Source organism: Pseudorhodoferax sp. Leaf267 (assembly GCF_001422405.1).
Taxonomy (GTDB): Bacteria; Pseudomonadota; Gammaproteobacteria; order Burkholderiales; family Burkholderiaceae_C; genus Pseudorhodoferax.
The window spans coordinates 56,358-74,181 of record NZ_LMMV01000027.1 but is presented as its reverse complement, the minus strand read 5'-3'; the positions used below and the strand labels follow the sequence as shown (position 1 = coordinate 74,181).

Genomic DNA, 17,824 nt, shown 5'->3' with positions numbered 1-17,824 from the left:
CCATCCCATGCGCCGTTCATCCGCTTCGTCCCGCCGAGCCACCAACCAGGGCCAACAGCGCCAACGCGCGCGCCCTGCCAGGCTGCTGCTCGCCCTGCTGGCCCGCGCCACGTCCTTCATCTGCCGCGACCTGCTCGCCGCGCTGAAGAACCGGCTGTCCACCTGGCGCCGCGAGATCGTCGACGCGCTGACCCCGGCCCTGGAGCGCATGCGCTTCGAGCCCCTGGAGCCGCGCCTGCTGATGTCCGCCGACCCCGTCAGCGTGCTCGCCCCGCCGCCGGCCGCCGACGCCCAGACCGCGCCCGACAGCCACCCCACCGAGCGCCGTGCCGACATCGCCATGGCCGCCGCGCCGGCGGCCCTGGCCGCTGCCAACGCGCAGGCCAGCGTCAGCGTCACCGGCGCCGGCACCGCCCAGCTCACGCGCGCCGACGACGGCAGCTACACCCTGGCCGTGCGCGGCACCGACGCTGCCAGCCGCGTCACGCTGCAGACCGACGGCGCCGGCAGCCACGCCCTGCTCACCGCCCTCAGCACCGACAGCGCCGTCGGCGCACTCGACCTGGGCCTGGCCGACCTGCAAGGCAACGCGCAACTGGCCGGCCCCGTCGGCACCCTCGTCCTGGGCGACCTGGACGGCGCCAGCATCGCCCTCACCGGCACCAGCGCCAACCTGCGCCTGGGCAACGTCACCGACAGCAGCCTGCTCGCCGGCCAGACCCAGCTGCAACTGGAGGCCGACAGCTGGACCGGCAACGGCAGCCTGCAGGCCGCCTCACTCACCCGGCTGGCCGTGCACGGCAGCTTCGACGCCGCCCTGCTCGTCGCCCCGCCCGGCACCGCCGCCATGGTCCTGACCGGCGTGAACATCGAAGGCAGCGCCTCGGGCGCCTGGAACATCCAGGGCCGCACCGGCAACGTGCAGATCGGCAGCACCAGCCCCAGCTGGCGCGCCCAGTTCCAGGCCCCCGTCACCCAGATCTACATCGTCGGCGACGCCTCCGGAACGCTGGCCGCCCCCGCCATCCAGGTGCTACAGGTCGGCGGCTCCATGCGCGGCATGAGCGTGCTCGTGGGCGCCAACCTGGGCGCCGACCTCGCCCTGGGCGGCAGCGGCGCCAACGCCGACAGCTTCAAGGCCGGCACCCTGGCCCGCTTGCGCGTGATCGGCGACATCGTGGACAGCCGGGTCCACATCGGCGTGGACCCCACCACCGGCGCCGTGCTCGGCGCCGCCGGCAACCGCGTGCAGGAACTCGTCGTCGTCGGCGCGCTCAGCGGCAGCACGCAACTCGTGGCCCCGGCCTTCCCCGCCACCGTGCGCGTGGGCGGCCAAAGCGTCGCGCCCAACACCCTGCCCCAGCTGCAGGTCGTCGCCAGCGACACCACCGCCCCTGTGCTCAGCGCCGCGCTGCGAAGCGACAGCGGCGCCTCGGCCAGCGACGGCATCACCAACGACCCTACGCTGGCGCTGCAGGCCAGCGACGCGCTGGGCGTCACCGGCTTCGAAGCCCGCATCGACGCCAGCGGCAGCGCCGCCTACACCGCCATCACGCCCACGGCCGTCACCGGCGGCTACACCCTCGGCGCCGCCGCCCTTGCGCAACTGGCCGGCGGCACGCTGGCCGATGGTGCGCACGTGGTCGAGCTGCGCGCCATCGACGCCGCGGGCAACCGCTCGGCCGTGGCGCGCGTGGCGTTCACGCTGGACACCACCGCGCCCGCGGCCACCGTCCAACTCGCACCTGCATCGGACACCGGCACGGTGGGCGACCGGCAGACCACGCTCGCCAGCGTCACGCTGCGGGGCACGACCGGCGCGGGCACCAGGGTGCAGCTGGGGTCGGCCACCACCACGGCCGACAGCACCGGCGCGTTCGCGTTCAGCAACGTGGCATTGGCGGTGGGCAGCAACAGCTTCAGCTTCACGCTGACCGATGCGGCAGGCAACACCGGCACGGCCAGCCTGGCCGTGACCCGCACGGCCATCCCTGTCGACACCACACCGCCCAGCGTCAACACGCTGGCATTGGTCAGCGACACCGGCAGCAGCCTGGCCGTGACCCGCACGGCCATCCCTGTCGACACCACACCGCCCAGCGTCAACACGCTGGCATTGGTCAGCGACACCGGCAGCTCCACCACCGATGGCATCACGCGCGACCCCCGCGTGCAGGGCACGGTCAGCGACAACGTGGCCGTCACGCGCCTGCTGGTCGCGCTCGACCCGACCGCCACACCCACCTACACCGACCTCAGCGCGGCGTTGAACGCGGGCGCCTTCAGCCTCTCGGCCGCGCAACTGAACACGCTGGCCGGCGGCACGCTGGCACAGGGCGCGCACACGCTGAGCGTCGTCGCGGTCGACGCCGCCGGCAACCGTTCGACGGCTGTTCGACGGCTCGGACCCTGACCTTCACGCTGGATACGGTCGCCCCGACAGCAACCGTGGGCCTCGCGCCCGAGTCCGACACCGGCACGGTGGGCGACCGGCAGACCACACTGAGCAGCGTCACGCTGCGGGGCACGACCGGCGCAGGCACCAGGGTGCAGCTGGGGTCGGCCACCACCACGGCCGACAACACCGGCGCATTCGCCTTCAACAACGTGGCNACGCTGCGGGGCACGACCGGCGCAGGCACCAGGGTGCAGCTGGGGTCGGCCACCACCACGGCCGACAACACCGGCGCATTCGCCTTCAACAACGTGGCGCTGGCCGTTGGCAGCAACAGCTTCAGCTTCACGCTGACCGACGCCGCAGGCAACACCGGCACGGCCAGCCTGACGGTCACACGTACGGCCGCTCCAGGCGACACCACTGCGCCACGCGTCAACACGCTGGCCCTGGTCAGCGACACCGGCAGCTCCACCACCGACGGTATCACGCGCGACCCCCGCGTGCAGGGCACGGTCAGCGACAACGTGGCCGTCACGCGCTTGCTGGTCGCGCTCGACCCCGCCGCCACACCCACCTACACCGATCTCAGCGCCGCATTGAACGCGGGCGCCTTCACGCTCTCTGCCGCGCAACTGAACACGCTGGCCGGCGGCACGCTGGCACAGGGCGCGCACACGCTGAGCGTCGTCGCGGTCGACGCCGCCGGCAACCGTTCGACGGCTCGGACCCTGACCTTCACGCTGGATACGGTCGCCCCGACAGCAACCGTGGGCCTCGCGCCCGAGTCCGACACCGGCACGGTGGGCGACCGGACGCTGCGGGGCACGACCGGCGCAGGCACCAGGGTGCAGCTGGGGTCGGCCACCACCACGGCCGACAACACCGGCGCATTCGCCTTCAACAACGTGGCATTGGCGGTGGGCAGCAACAGCTTCAGCTTCACGCTGACCGATGCAGCAGGCAACACCGGCACGGCCAGCCTGGCCGTGACCCGCACGGCCATCCCCGTCGACACCACACCGCCCAGCGTCAACACGCTGGCCCTGGTCAGCGACACCGGCAGCTCCACCACCGACGGCATCACGCGCGACCCCCGCGTGCAGGGCACGGTCAGCGACAACGTGGCCGTCACGCGCTTGCTGNTGGTCAGCGACACCGGCAGCTCCACCACCGACGGCATCACGCGCGACCCCCGCGTGCAGGGCACGGTCAGCGACAACGTGGCCGTCACGCGCTTGCTGGTCGCGCTCGACCCGACAGCGACACCCACCTACACCGACCTCAGCGCGGCGTTGAACGCGGGCGCCTTCACGCTCACCGCCGCCCAACTGGCTACGCTGGCTGGCGGCACGCTGGGGCAGGGCGCGCACACGCTGAGCGTCATTGCCGTCGACGCCGCCGGCAACCGTTCGACGGCTCGGACCCTGACCTTCACGCTGGATACGGTCGCCCCGACAGCAACCGTGGGCCTCGCGCCCGAGTCCGANCGTCGACGCCGCCGGCAACCGTTCGACGGCTCGGACCCTGACCTTCACGCTGGATACGGTCGCCCCGACAGCAACCGTGGGCCTCGCGCCCGAGTCCGACACCGGCACGGTGGGCGACCGCCAGACCACGCTCGCCAGCGTCACGCTGCAGGGCACGACCGGCGCGGGCACCAGGGTGCAGCTGGGGTCGGCCAGCACCACGGCCGACAACACCGGCGCGTTCGCCTTCAACAACGTGCCGCTGGCCGTTGGCAGCAACAGCTTCAGCTTCACGCTCACCGATGCGGCAGGCAACACCGGCACGGCCAGCCTGGCCGTGACCCGCACGGCCATCCCTGTCGACACCACACCGCCCAGCGTCAACACGCTGGCATTGGTCAGCGACACCGGCANACCGATGCGGCAGGCAACACCGGCACGGCCAGCCTGGCCGTGACCCGCACGGCCATCCCTGTCGACACCACACCGCCCAGCGTCAACACGCTGGCATTGGTCAGCGACACCGGCAGCTCCACCACCGACGGCATCACGCGCGACCCCCGCGTGCAGGGCACGGTCAGCGACAACGTGGCCGTCACGCGCTTGCTGCTGACGCTCGATGCAGGTACGGAAGCCGACCTGAGCAGCGCCCTCAACGCCGGCGCGTTCACGCTCTCGGCCGCGCAGCTGAACACGCTGGCCGGCGGCACGCTGGCCCAGGGCGCCCACACGCTCAGCGTCGTCGCGGTCGACGCGGCCGGCAACCGCTCCACCGCCCGCACGCTCGCCTTCACGCTGGACACCAGCGCACCGACGGCCGCCATCGGGCTGGCCCCGGCGTCCGACACCGGCACCGTCGGCGACCTCGTCACCGAGAGCGCCAGCGTCACGCTGGTCGGCACGGCCGCGGCCGGCACCGTCGTGCAGTTCGGCGCGCGCCAGGCCACGGCCGACGCCGCGGGCGGCTTCAGCTTCACCGGCGTGGCCCTGGCCCTGGGCTCCAACAGCTTTGCGTTCACGCTGACCGACCCGGCCGGCAACACCGGCACGGCCAGCGTCGCGGTGCAACGCAGCGCGCCGACCACGGTCGACACCCAGGCCCCGGTCGTCGCCACGCTGTCGCTGGTCAACGACAGCGGCCGCTCGGCCACCGACGGCATCACCAACGATGTGCGCATCGCCGGCACCGTCACCGACAACGTGGCCGCCACCAGATTGCTGGTCGCGCTGGACCCTGGCGCCACGCCCACCTTCACCAACCTCAGCGCTGCCCTGGGCACCGGCGGCGCCTTCTCGATCACGGCCGCGCAGCTCGCCACCCTGGCCGGCGGCACGCTGGCCCAGGGTGCGCACACCCTGCGCGTGGTGGCCGAAGACGCGGCCGGCAACCGCTCGGCCGCGGTCAACCTGGCCTTCACGCTGGACTCGGTCGCCCCCACGGGCGGCAGCTTCGGCGTCAGCATCACCGACGCCGTGGGCGGCAACACCAGCCAGAGCGATGCGGCCATCGCCGTGCTGGCCGGCACGGTGGAGGCCAACGCCACCGTCACGCTCGCGGCCCAGGGCCTGAGCGTGGTGGCCAGCGGCACGGGCGCGTTCCAGCTGCCCGGCGTGGCGCTGGCCGAGGGCGACAACCGCATCACGCTGGGCGTGCTGGACGCGGCCGGCAACAGCACCAGCATCGTGCGCACCATCACGCGCGTGGCGCCCAGCACCTTCGCCGACCCGGTGCTGGCCTGGAACCAGATCGCGCTGCAGTCCATCCAGCGCGACGTGACCACGCCCGAAGAGGCCACGCGCATCCTGGCCATGCAGAGCCTGGCCGTCTACGACACGCTGGCCGCCATCGACGGCACGGCCGCCTACATGGTGCAGGACAAGGTCACCGGCCCGGTCTCGGTGGAGGCCGCCGTGGCGCAGGCCGCCTACCAGATCCTGTATGCGTTCTACCCCTCGCAGCGCGGCATCCTGGATGCGGCGCTGGCCAGCAGCCTGGCCACCATCGCCGACGGCGCGGCCAAGACCGCCGGCATCGCACTGGGCGAGCGCGTGGCCAAGGCCATCGTCGTCATCCGCGCCAACGACGGTTACCTGGACTACGCCATCGACGATGGCGGCACGGCGCTGGGCCAGTGGCGCCCCACCGGCCCGATGTACCTCGTGGCCGAGCACCCGCAGTGGGGCAGCGTCACGCCGTTCGCGCTGGACAGCGCCGACCAGTTCCGCGCGCCGCCACCGCCGGCGCTCACCTCGGCCGAATACGCAGCTGCCGAAGAGCAGGTGCGCCTGTACGGTGGCGAGACCAGCGCGCTGCGCACGGCCGACCAGACGCAGATGGCGCAGTTCTGGGCCGATGGCGGGGGCAGCTACACGCCGCCCGGCCACTGGAACCTGATCGCGCAGCAGATCGCCGCCAGCAAGGGCGCCGGCCTGGCCGCCAACGCGCGCATGATGGCCCAGCTCAACGTGGCGCTGGCCGACGCCGCCATCGCCTGCTGGGACACCAAGTACACCTACGACTTCTGGCGCCCGGTCACGGCCATCCACAACGCCGACCTGGACAACAACCCCGGCACCCAGGTGGATGCCAACTGGCGCCCATTGCTGATCACGCCGCCGCACCCGGACTATGTGTCCGGCCACTCCACGTTCAGCGCGGCGGCCGCCGGCATCCTGTCGGCCACCTTCGGCGCCAACACCGCGTTCAGCACCATCAGCGTCACGGTGCCGGGCGTCACGCGCAGCTTCACGAGCTTCCAGCAGGCCGCGCAGGAGGCCGGCATGAGCCGCATCTACGCCGGCATCCACACCATCTTCGCGAACAACGAAGGGGCGGTGATCGGCGGCAAGGTGGCCGACGCCGTGCTGGCCCGCTTCGCGCTCACCGAAGACACGCAGGCGCCCAACATCGTGCTGGCCGACAGCCCGGCCAACACCAACGCCAACCTGGTGCTGACCGGCCAGGTGCTGGACAACCTCTCGGGCGTGGCCAGCCTGCAGTACCGCGTCGACAACGGCGCGCTCACCAACCTGGCGCGCGCCTCCGATGGCAGCTTCACCATCACCACCGCCCTCGCGCTGAACGGCTCGGCCGACGGCGCGCACAGCATCACGCTGGTTGCGCGCGATGCGGCCGGCAACACCAGCGCCGGGACCACGCGCAGCTTCGTGCTGGACACGCGCGCGCCCACGGTCGCGCTCGCCAGCATCGCGGCCAACGCCGTGCTCGATGCCAATAGCCGCCTGGTCGGCCAGGCCGATGCCACCGGCACCGCCGTGGTCGCGCTGAGCTACAGCTTCGACGGTGGTGCCGCCAAGACCATCACCTACGACAGCGCCACCGGCCGCTTCGACCAGGCCCTGCCGCTGGGCGACCTGTCGGTGGGCGCGCACAGCCTGCGCCTGGTGGCCACCGATGCGGCCGGCAACAGCACCACGCTGGTCCGCAGCGTCTCGATCGCCGAGCTCGCCCCTTTCACCATCACCAAGTTCACGCCGGAAGATGCCAAGCGCGAGATCGGCAGCACCTTCCGCCCGCAGGTGTTCTTCAGCCGCGCCGTGAACGCGGCCACCCTGACGGCCGACAGCCTGTACGCCACCGGCCCGGACGGCAGCAAGCTGGCCATGACCATCGTGCCGGCGCTGGACGGCAGCTTCGCCTGGCTGCTGCCGCAGTCGCCCATGCCCGGCGGCTCCACGATCACGCTGCATGTGAAGGGCTCGGCCATCCGCGCCGCGCAGGACGGCGCCTTCCTCGACGCCGGCGGCAACGGCACGGCCGGCGGCGACTTCACGTGGACCTTCACCACCGTCAGCACCACGGCCGTGATCGGCACCAAGCTGGTCGGCCGCGTGGTCGACCCGGGTGCCGACCTGCTGCCCATGACCTTCGACGACATCCGGCGCGGGCCCGACGGCGTGATCCACACGCCCGACGACGTGTTCCTGAACCCCATCGCGGGCGCCAAGGTCTGGATCATTGGCCAGGAGGACAAGGTCGTCTACACCGACGCCCAGGGCTTCTTCGAACTGGACGGCGTGCCCGTGGGCAACGTCAAGCTGGCCATCGACGGCCGCACGGCGACCAACCCGCCCGCCGGCATCTTCTTCCCCGAGATGGTGATGGACCTGGACCTCAAGCCCGGCATCGCCAACACCGCCATGGGCAGCATGGGCAAGGAAGAGTCGCGCATCGAGAACGCCGACCGCCGCGAGATCTACCTGCCGCGCGTGCAGTCCTCGGCCCTGCAGCCGGTGAGCGACACCGCGACCACCGTGATCACCGTGGACGAGAACTCCGCGCCCGGCATCATCGACGCCTGGCGCGAGGCCATGACGCTGACCGTCACGCCTGGCGCCGCCATCGGCTTTGACGGCCAGCCGCTGGCCAACGTGCAGATCGGCATCAACACCGTGCCGCCGGAACTCGTGCGCGAGATGCTGCCGCCGGGCGTGCTGGAGCACACCTTCGACATCACGATCCAGGCCCCGGGCGTGGACACCTTCGCCGCGCCGCTGAAGATCACGTTCCCCAACGTGTTCAATTCCGCGCCGGGCACCAAGCTCAACGTCATGAGCTTCGACCACACCACGGGCCGGCTGGTCATCAACGGCACGGCCACCGTGTCGGCCGACGGCCTGACGGTGGTCTCCGACGAGGGCTCGGGCATCCTGGCCCCGGGCTGGCACGGCCTGACCCCGCCCGGCCCGCGGGGCGGCAACGACAAGCCGCGCCCGCCCACGCCGCCCAACCCACCCACGCCGCCGCTGCCACCGCTGCCGCCCCTGCCGCCGGTGCCACCCATCATCCCGTGGTTCCCGCTGCCGTGGACGCCCGTGCCCCCGATCGGGCCGACCACGCCGCCGAACCAAAGCACGCCCACACCGGGCATCGTCTCGCCCATCGGCGGCACGCCGAACCGCTTCACCGGCTTCAACATCGACCTGGTCGATGTGACGCAGACGCTGACGCCCGCGCAGGAGGTGGCCGTGGGCCAGGCCATCGGCGTGTGGGAAAGCATCATCACCACCGACATCCCGTCGGCGCTGACGGTCTACGGCCTGGTGGACGACCTGCGCATCGACCTGCGCGTGGTGGCCGGCGACGGTGCCGGCGGCACGCTGGGCGGCGCCACCATCCTGGAACGCCGCCCCGGCTCGATGGGCCTGCCCGCGCTGGCCGAGATCACCATCGACGTGGCCGACCTGGCCGCCGCCACGCCGGCCGAGCTGCGCGCCATCATGCTGCACGAGATCGGGCATGCGCTGGGCCTGGGCGAGCTGTGGGCCGGCATGGGCCTTGTCAACACCACCGTGGCCGGCAACCCGCGCTACACCGGCGCGGCCGGCGTGGCCGCGTTCTCCGCGCTCATGGGCAGCCCGCAGACCAGCGTGCCGCTGGACAACCGCAGCGGCGCGTCGCCCACGCACTGGCGCGAGTCCGTCTTCGGCAACGAGCTCATGACCCCGCTGCTGGACAGCGGCATCGCCACGCCGCTGTCGGCGCTCACCGTGGCCGCGCTGGCCGACATGGGCTACACCGTGAACACCGCCGCCGCCCAGGCCTACACGCTGCCCGGCGCCGGCTTCCCATTCCACCCCGGCACGCTGCAGCCGGCCAACACCACCGACGGCGAGCTGCTGCAGGCCGACGCCGGCGGCGCAGGCCTGGCCGTGGTGGCCGCCGCCGCCACGCTGGACGACCACGTGTTCCGCGCCTTCGATTTCGGTGCCGGCGGCACGGCGGCCGGCTTCACGGCCGTGGGCGCGGCCCAGGTCTACAGCACCGCCAGCGGCTACGGCTGGCGCACGGCCAACAGCGCGAGCAGCGCCACCACGGGCGGCAACGCGCTGACCGGCGACTTCGCGCAGACGCGCGACGCCACCTTCTCGGTGGCCGTGGCCAACGGCACGTACGACATCGTGCTGACGCTGGGCGACGACGCCTCGGCGCGCGACCGCATGTCCTACGAGCTGCAGGGCGTGCGCCGCGGCGCCGTCTCCACCGTGGCCGGCGAACACATCACCATGACGCACCGCGTCGAGGTGCACAACGGCGTGCTCGACCTGCGCCTGTTCAGCGAATTCGGCCCGGTCGCGCTCAACGCGCTCGAAGTGCACCAGGTCAGCGACTACGTGACGCCGGCCTCCAGCGTCAGCTACACCAGCGGCCACTACTACTTCGCCATCCACAACCTGGACACCGGCCTGGTCATGCGCGACAACACCGTCGTGGCCGAGGGCGGCGCGGTCTGCCCCGACGGCGTGGTGCTGGCGCCCAACACGCGCTACCGCCAGTACGTCTACCACGTGGAGACCAACACCATCGGCATCAGCGACTACGTGACGCCGGCCTCGGGCAACGACTTCGACCTGCCCGAGATCGTGCTGGGTGGGCGCTTCACGCCGGACGCCGACGCCGACGGCCTGGAAGACCTGGCCGAGTTCATCGTCGGCACGCGCGCCGACCGCCGCGACACCGACGGCGACGGCATCGCCGACCGCGCCGAACTGCAGCAGCAGCTCGACCCGCTGGGCGGCCTGTCGATCCAGCCCGGCGTGGTGGCCAGCGCGGCCCTGCTCGGCACGGCCCAGGCCGTGGCCGTCAGCGGCACGGGCGGCGACACCGGCGCCAGCCTCACGGCCTACGTGGCCACCGGCAGCTACGGCCTGGCCGTGGTCGACGTGTCGCAGACCACGGCCCCGGCCGTGCGCGCGCAGCTCGACCTGTCGGGCAACAACGTGGACGTGGCCGTGGACGCGGTGCGCCAGCTCGCGCTGGTGGCGGCCGGCGATGCCGGCCTGCACATCGTGGACGTGCGCGACCCCACGGCGCCCGTGCTGCGCCAGACCCTGGTGTTTGACGGTAGCGTGCAGAACGTGCGCATCCGCGACGGACTGGCCTTCGTCTCGGCCGGTGCCAACCTGGCCGTGGTCGACCTGAACACCGGCGACGTGCTGCAGACGCTGAACCTCGCGAACCAGGGCGGTGGCGCCGTCACCGGCCTGGCCCTGGACGGCGCCACGCTCTACAGCATGGACAGCACGCGCACGCTGCGCAGCTTTGCCATCGCCGGCAACCAGCTCGCCACGCGCGACACGTTGGCGCTCGCCGAGGGCGGCACGCAGATCTTCGCGGGCGGCGGTGTGGTCTACGTGGGCACGGGCACCAGCTTCCAGCAGGGCTTCCTGACCGTCAACGCGGCCGACCCGGCCAACCTCGTGCTGCTCTCCGGCGTGGACCAGGCCGGCACGGCCGGCCAGTCGCTGGCGGCCAACGGCTCGGGCCTGCTCGTCAGCGTGGGCGCGCTGCGCGGGCCGGTGGGCCAGGCGCTGAACGTGCTGGACGTGAGCAACGTGCGCGACCCGGCCAACACCGGCGCCTTCGTCACGCGCTACAACCTGCCCAACCCGCCCGAGGGCGTGGCGCTGGCCAATGGCTTCGCCTTCGTGGCCGGCGGTGCCGGCGGGCTGCAGATCGTGAGCTACATCGGCTTCGACGCGGCCGGCGTGGCGCCCACGCTCTCGGTGGCCATCGACGGCGTGGACGCCGACCCGTCCACCCCCGGCATCCAGGTGCTGGAGGGCCGCAACGTGCAGATCCGCCCGACTGTGGTGGACGACGTGCAGGTGCGCAATGTGGAGCTGCTGGTCAACGGCGTGGTCGTCTCCAACGACGCGGCCTTCCCGTTCGAGCTGCTCGCGCAGGTGCCCACGATTGCCAGTGGCGGCAACCAGATGACGCTGCAGGTGCGCGCCACCGACACCGGCGGCAACGTCACGCTGTCGGCCGTCACCACCCTGCGCGTGGTGCCCGACACCTTCGCGCCCTTGCTGCAGTCCATCAACCTGGCCGAGGGCGCGCGGCGCTTCTTCGTGCGCTCGGTCGATCTGCAGTTCGACGAGCCGCTGGACACCGCGCGGCTGGCCGCCTCGGGCGTCACGCTGCTGCGCGCCGGTGCCGACGGCCGTTTCGGCACCGCCGACGACGTGCGCGTTGCCGTGCGGCTGGACACGCGGGCCTTCGGCCAGGCGCTGTCCATCCTGCCCGAGAGCTTCCTCACGGCGGGCGAGTACCGGTTGACCATCACGCCCTCCATCGTGGCCGACCGCGCCGGCAACGCGCTGGCCGCGCCCATCGTGCGCAACTTCACCGTGCGCCCGGCCAGCAACGTGCAGGCTGCCGTGGGCCTGCCCGAGGTGGCGCAAGCGCCCTCGGCCAACCCGGGCCAGGAGATCGGCATCAATGTGCCGTTCGACCCAAGCACGGCGCGCGCGCAGTTCACCACGCTGGACGCCAACGGCACGCGCGCGACCACCGTGGTCAACGCGCGGCGCTTCGATGCGGCCACGGGCACGGCCTACTTCATGGTGCCCTTCAACGCGGCCAGCGGCGACATCGTGGTCTACGGCCAGGAGGGCAGCGTGCGCACGGACTTCGACGACGGTACGCTGCCGCTGCAGATCGTGCCCATCGTCAGCGGCGTGCAGGTGCAGTCGGTCGCCAGTGACGGCAGCTCGGCCGTGATCGTGCTGACCGGCATGGGCTTTGCCGAGGGCAATGGGTCCGAGTACCGCATCGGCGGCGAGCTCGTCACCGACGGCTCGGTCAGCGCCGGCCCGAACGTGACCGACCGCTACGACCCGGTGCTGAACCAGTTCATCGCCAACGGCTCCGTCACGCTGACCGTGCCGCTGAGTGCCGGCGTCTTCGGCGCCATCAGCGTGCGCACCGTGGGCGGCGGCACCAGCGCCAGCTACAGCGTGAGCCTGTCCAGCATCACCAGCGTGGCGCTGAGCGGCACGCCGGCCAACGCCGCGCTGGCCTCGGCCAACGCCGGCCAGGCCATCGTGCTGAACGGCACGGGCCTGTCCACCGGCACCGACGTGCTGCTGCGCTACACCGACTACCAGGGCAACCTGTCCATGGTGCGCGTGAGCCCCACCAGCGCCGCAGGCGACGGCACCCGCGCCACGCTGGTGCTGCCGGCCAACGTGAACGGCGCCTTCGCGCTGCAGGTCTTCGGCTCGGCCACGCAGCCCGTGCTGCAGATCGTGCCCACGCTGCACGCCTTCACCGAGAACGGCTTCATGGCCCTGTCGGGCAGCGGCTTCGTCGAAGGCGCCAGCACCATCACGCTGCCCGGCGCCACGGTGGCCGACACGGCCACCAACGCCGGTGTCGACGTCACCTACGGCTACGACGCATACGGCGTGTACGGCGAGAACAACCTGGCCAACATCCCGCTGGCCAACACCCCGCGCTACGGCCAGGGCAGCGTGACGTTGAGCACCGCGGGCGGCACCTCGGCCGCGCTGGCGCTCAACCTGGTGCGCCCGGGCAGCAACACGGCGCCCACCGGGCTGCTCAGCGACATCGCGGTGGACCGCAGCACCGGCGCCACCTGGGTGCTGGACAGCGACAACCCCGACCACCTGCTGCGCATCAACACCGCCACGGGCGCCATCGTGCAAAGCATCACGCTGACCAGCGCGATGGGCCCCTACACGACCTCGCAGGGCTACGCGGGCCTGCAGATCAACCCCGGCGCCTTCAGCCTGGGCGGCGTCAACGTGCCGGCCGGCAGCCTGGTGCTGCTCAACGGCTACGGGCGCAACCACGTCACGGCGCTGAACCCGGCCACCGGGGCCGTCATCGCCCAGCTCGACCTGGCAGGCAGCTACATCACCTCGGGCGTGCTGGACGCGGCCACCGGGCGCATCTTCGCCACCACCAACGAGAACACGCTGGGTGAGTTCAACGCCACCACCGGCGCGCTGGTGCAAAGCTTCGATCTGCCGTTCAACGTCACCGGCCGAGCCGGCATGGCCATCGACCCGGCCAGCGGCAACCTGTGGATCGGCTCGCAGGGCAGCGGCACCAGCATCGTGCTGGTCAACCGCCAGGGCCAGGAGATCCGCCGCGTCGACCTGGCCAGCCAGGGCGTCACCAACGCGGAGATCTCCGGCCTGGCCTTCCTGGCCGACGGCACGCTGCGCGTGGCCTCCACCCAGGGCACCGTCGCCCAGGTCACGCTCACGCCGGACATCGCGGTGCAGGCCGCCACGCTGAGCGCCATCACCGCCGCGGCCACCGACGGCGTGCCCGCGCAGGCCGGCGTCGCGTCTGCCAACGTGGGCCAGCTTATCACGCTCAGCGGCACGAACTTCAACAGCGGCACCCGCGTGCTGTTCGGCGTGCGCTATGCGGACGGCAGCACCGGGCAGGTGTCGGTCAACCCGCTGGCCATCAACGACGCGGGCACGCGGCTGCAGGTGCTGGTACCCGAGCTGGCCAGCACGGGCGACGTGCGCGTGGTCAACCGCGGCACGCGCGACCTGGCGGGCAGCACGAGCTGGACCGACAGCGTGTACCGCAACGTGACCGTCAGCTTCACGGCCGGTGCCAGCACGGCGGCCGTGCGCTTTGCCGACGGCGGGCTGCAGGGCGTGAACGACGAGAGCTGGGGCATCGACAACGTGCGCGTGGCGCGCGGCGCGACGACCGTGTTCAGCGACGACTTCGAGGGCGCCGCCAATGCGGCCTGGAGCAACGCTGCGGTGGACCTGACCGAGCGCGGCACGCTCACGCGCTTCGCGGGCCGCTTCAGCAACGACAGCCAGACGCTGAACCTGACCGGCCTGACCGCCGGCCAGACCTACACGCTGCGCTTCGACCTGTACGTGCTGGACAGCTGGGCCGCCAGCAATGCCAACGACACCGACCTCTTCGAGGTCAGCGTGGACGGCGTGAACCGGCTGCGCGAGAGCTTCGCCAACGCCGACACCGCGGGTGGCTTCTCGGTGCAGAGCTTCGGCGCCAGCGCCGCGGTGCGCCTGCAGATCGTGCCCACGCTCACGGGCGTGGAGGGCCGGCCCGGCGAGAACGCGGTCTTCACGCTGAACGGCTCGGGCTTCATGGAGGGCGCCAGCACGGTCACCGTGGGCGGCGTGGCCTTCGTGGACGACGCCGGCACGCTCACGCCGTTCGACGTCTCCGGCCCGCGCAACAGCAGCATGACGGCCGTGGCGCCGCGCACGCTGGACGGCCCGGTCCGCATCACCACCGAGGGCGGCTACGCGCAGATCACGCCGCAATTCGGCGCGCAGCCGCTGTCGCTGTTCACGGCCATCGTGGCCAGTGCCAACAACGCGGGCCCGGCCAACAACGCGCTGCCCTCGGCCAACACGGCGCAGACCATCGTGCTGCAGGGCCAGGGCTTCACCAACGCCACGCTGGTGCAGTTCCAGGGCCGCGACGACACCGGCGCCACGGGCACGCTCACGCGCACCGGCAGCGCCAGTGCCGACGGCCGCACGCTGAGCGTGATCGTGCCGGCGCAGGCCGTGACCGGCAACGTGAGCGTGCTGGGCAGCGGCAACAGCATCGCGCTGCAGGTGGTGCCGCTGGTGCGCTCCGTGGGCGGCACCATCGCCGCGGGCAACACCATCGTGCTGGAGGGCATCGGCCTGTCGGCCGCCGACCTGGCCATCACCGTGGGCGGCCGGCCGGTCACCAGCTACACCCTGCGCACCGTGATCGACGGCGTGGGCACCACGCGCGACCTGCAGCTCGTCACGCTGACCGTGCCCACCGGCGCGGTGGGGCGCGAGGTGTCGGTGGCCACCAGCGGCGGCGGTGCCAGCATGCGCACCGGCGCCCTCATCGCCAACCTGGGCGCGCAGACGCCCGCGGCCGACCCCAGCGACACGGCGGCCGGCGCGGCCAGCCTGGGCGCGCTGCGCGATGCGCGGCTGACCATCAACGCCACGGTGGGCGACGGCGCCAACGGCCAGCGCGACGTGGACCTGTACAGCGTGACGCTGGGCGCCCGCGTCATGCTGCGCGTGAACATGACGACCGCCACCTACGGCACCGTGCGCCTGTTCGACGCCGCCGGCAACGAGGTGGCCACGCGCACCTTCAGCCCCAACGATGCGAGCGTGCTGCAGTTCACCGCGCCCAACACCGGCACCTACACCATCGGCGTGAGCGGCCTGGGCAACACCAGCTACAACCCGGCCAGCGCCGGCAGCGGCACCGCATCGCCCTACACGGGCGCCTACAGCCTGAACGTGGAGGCGCAAAGCCTGGGCAGCGTGCGGCTCGCCACCGTCCTGGGCACGGCGGCAGAGGGCACGCCGGGCAACACGGCCGTGGCCTCGGCCAACCCCGGACAGGCCATCACCCTGACCGGCGCGGGCCTGGTGGCGGGCGACCGCATCGTGTTCATGGTGGTGGACGCCGCCGGCAACATCGACGAGCTGGCCGTGACGCCGACCTCGGTCGACGTGGCCGCGCAGACCATCACCGTCACCGTGCCCGACACGGCCACCACCGGCCGCTTGCGGCTGGAGCGCGACACCAACGGCATGCTGCTGCAGATCGTGCCGCGCGTGACCGACGTGCAGGTGCAGTCCGTGGCCTCCGACGGCAGCACGGCCACCGTGGTGCTGAGCGGCTACGGCTTCCTGGACGGCGCCGACAGCCTGTACCGCTTCGGCAGCTACGTGCTCAAGGATGCCGGCGCCGACACCGGCCCCGACGTGCAGGGCCGCAGCGACCCGGTGCGCGGCTTCATCGCCAACGGCCAGGTCACGGTGACCGTGCCGCTCAGCGACGGCGTGTTCGGCGGCATCAGCGTGCAGACCGTGGGCGGCACCAGCACGCTGCTCAGCCGCAGCCTGGCCAGCATCACGGCCGTGGCCGCCAGCGGCACACCGGCCAACGCGGCCCAGGCCTCGGCCAACGCCGGGCAGTCCATCGTGCTCAACGGCAGTGGCCTGTCCACCGCCACCGACGTGCTGATCCGCTACACCGACTACCAGGGCAACCCGTCCATGGTGCGCGTGAGCCCGACCACCGCCGCGGCCGACGGCAGCCGCGCCTCGCTGACGGTGCCCTTGCAGGTGAACGGCGCCTACCGGCTGCAGGTGTTCGGCTCGGCCAGCCAGCCGCTGCTGCAGATCGTGCCCACGCTGCGCCTGCTCACCGAGGACGGCACGCTGCACCTGGCGGGCAGCGGCTTCGCCGAGGGTGGCACCACGCTGGTGCTGCCCGGCGCCACGCTGGTGGACCGCCAGGTCGGCATCGGCGCGGACATCACCTACGGCTACGACGTGGCCGGCAACTACCTGGAGAACCACCTCATCAACGTGTCGCCCGAGTTCACGCCGCGCTACGGCCAGGGCAACGTGAGCGTGCGCACCGCGGGCGGCACCTCGGCGCCGCTGGCGTCCAACGTGCTGCGCCCGGGCAGCGACAGCGCCGCTGCCGGCAACCTGAGCGACATCGCCGTCAACCGCACGACAGGCGCCACCTGGGTGCTGGACGGCAGCAACCCCGGCCGCCTGCTGCGCATCGACCCGGCCACCGGCGCCATCGCGCAGACCATCGTGCTGACGACGGCCATGGGCCCCTACGTCACGGCCCAGGGCTACGCCGGCCTGCAGATCAACCCCAGCGCCTTCAGCCTGGGCGGCGTCAGCGTGCCGGCCGGCAGCCTGGTGCTGGTCAACGGCTATGGCCGCAACCACGTCACGGCGCTGAACCCGGCGACCGGCGCCGTCATCGCCCAGCTGGACCTGGCCGGCAGCTACCTGACCTCGGGCGTGCTGGACGCCAGCACCGGCCGCATCTTCGCGACCACCAGCGACAACCGGCTCAGCGAGTTCAACGCCGCGACCGGCGCCCTGGTGCAGGGCGTGACGCTGCCGTTCACGGTGACCGGCAACACCGGCATGGCCATCGACCCGGCGAGCGGCCACCTGTGGGTGGGCGCGTCGGGCACGGGCACCAGCATCGTGCTGCTGAACCGCGCGGGCGTGGAGCAGCGGCGCGTGGACCTGGCCAGCCAGGGCATCGACAGCGGCGAGATCTCCGGGCTGGCCTTCGCGCCGGACGGCACGCTGCGGGTGTCGTCGACGCGCGGGACGGTGTACTCGGTGACGGTGGCCTGAC

General features: G+C 72.3%; 2 protein-coding genes and 2 pseudogenes. All 4 read left to right on the top strand.

Annotated features, from left to right (window positions below; genetic code table 11):
- Positions 1–7: 7 nt before the first annotated feature.
- The 4 genes and pseudogenes from ASF43_RS28615 to ASF43_RS28610 all read left to right on the top strand — a co-directional run bounded on the left by ASF43_RS28615 (position 8) and on the right by ASF43_RS28610 (position 17,823).
- Positions 8–2,413 (top strand): Ig-like domain-containing protein, encoded by a 2,406-nt coding sequence (locus ASF43_RS28615; RefSeq protein WP_056189414.1) that lies wholly within the window; start codon positions 8–10, stop codon positions 2,411–2,413.
- Between the two features lie 233 nt (positions 2,414–2,646).
- Positions 2,647–3,540, top strand: a pseudogene (locus tag ASF43_RS32385) (Ig-like domain-containing protein); the annotation flags it as partial.
- 421 nt (positions 3,541–3,961) lie between these two features.
- Positions 3,962–4,277: pseudogene (locus ASF43_RS32380) on the top strand (Ig-like domain-containing protein); the annotation flags it as partial.
- A gap of 40 nt (positions 4,278–4,317) precedes the next feature.
- Positions 4,318–17,823, top strand: coding sequence for an Ig-like domain-containing protein (locus ASF43_RS28610; RefSeq protein WP_235578406.1), 13,506 nt, complete (start codon positions 4,318–4,320; stop codon positions 17,821–17,823).
- Position 17,824: the final 1 nt, after the last annotated feature.

Excerpts from the sequence above, each read along its gene's own strand:
- ASF43_RS28615 (WP_056189414.1), top strand. The coding sequence starts at position 8 with ATGCGCCGTTCATCCGCTTCGTCCCGCCGAGCCACCAACCAGGGCCAA.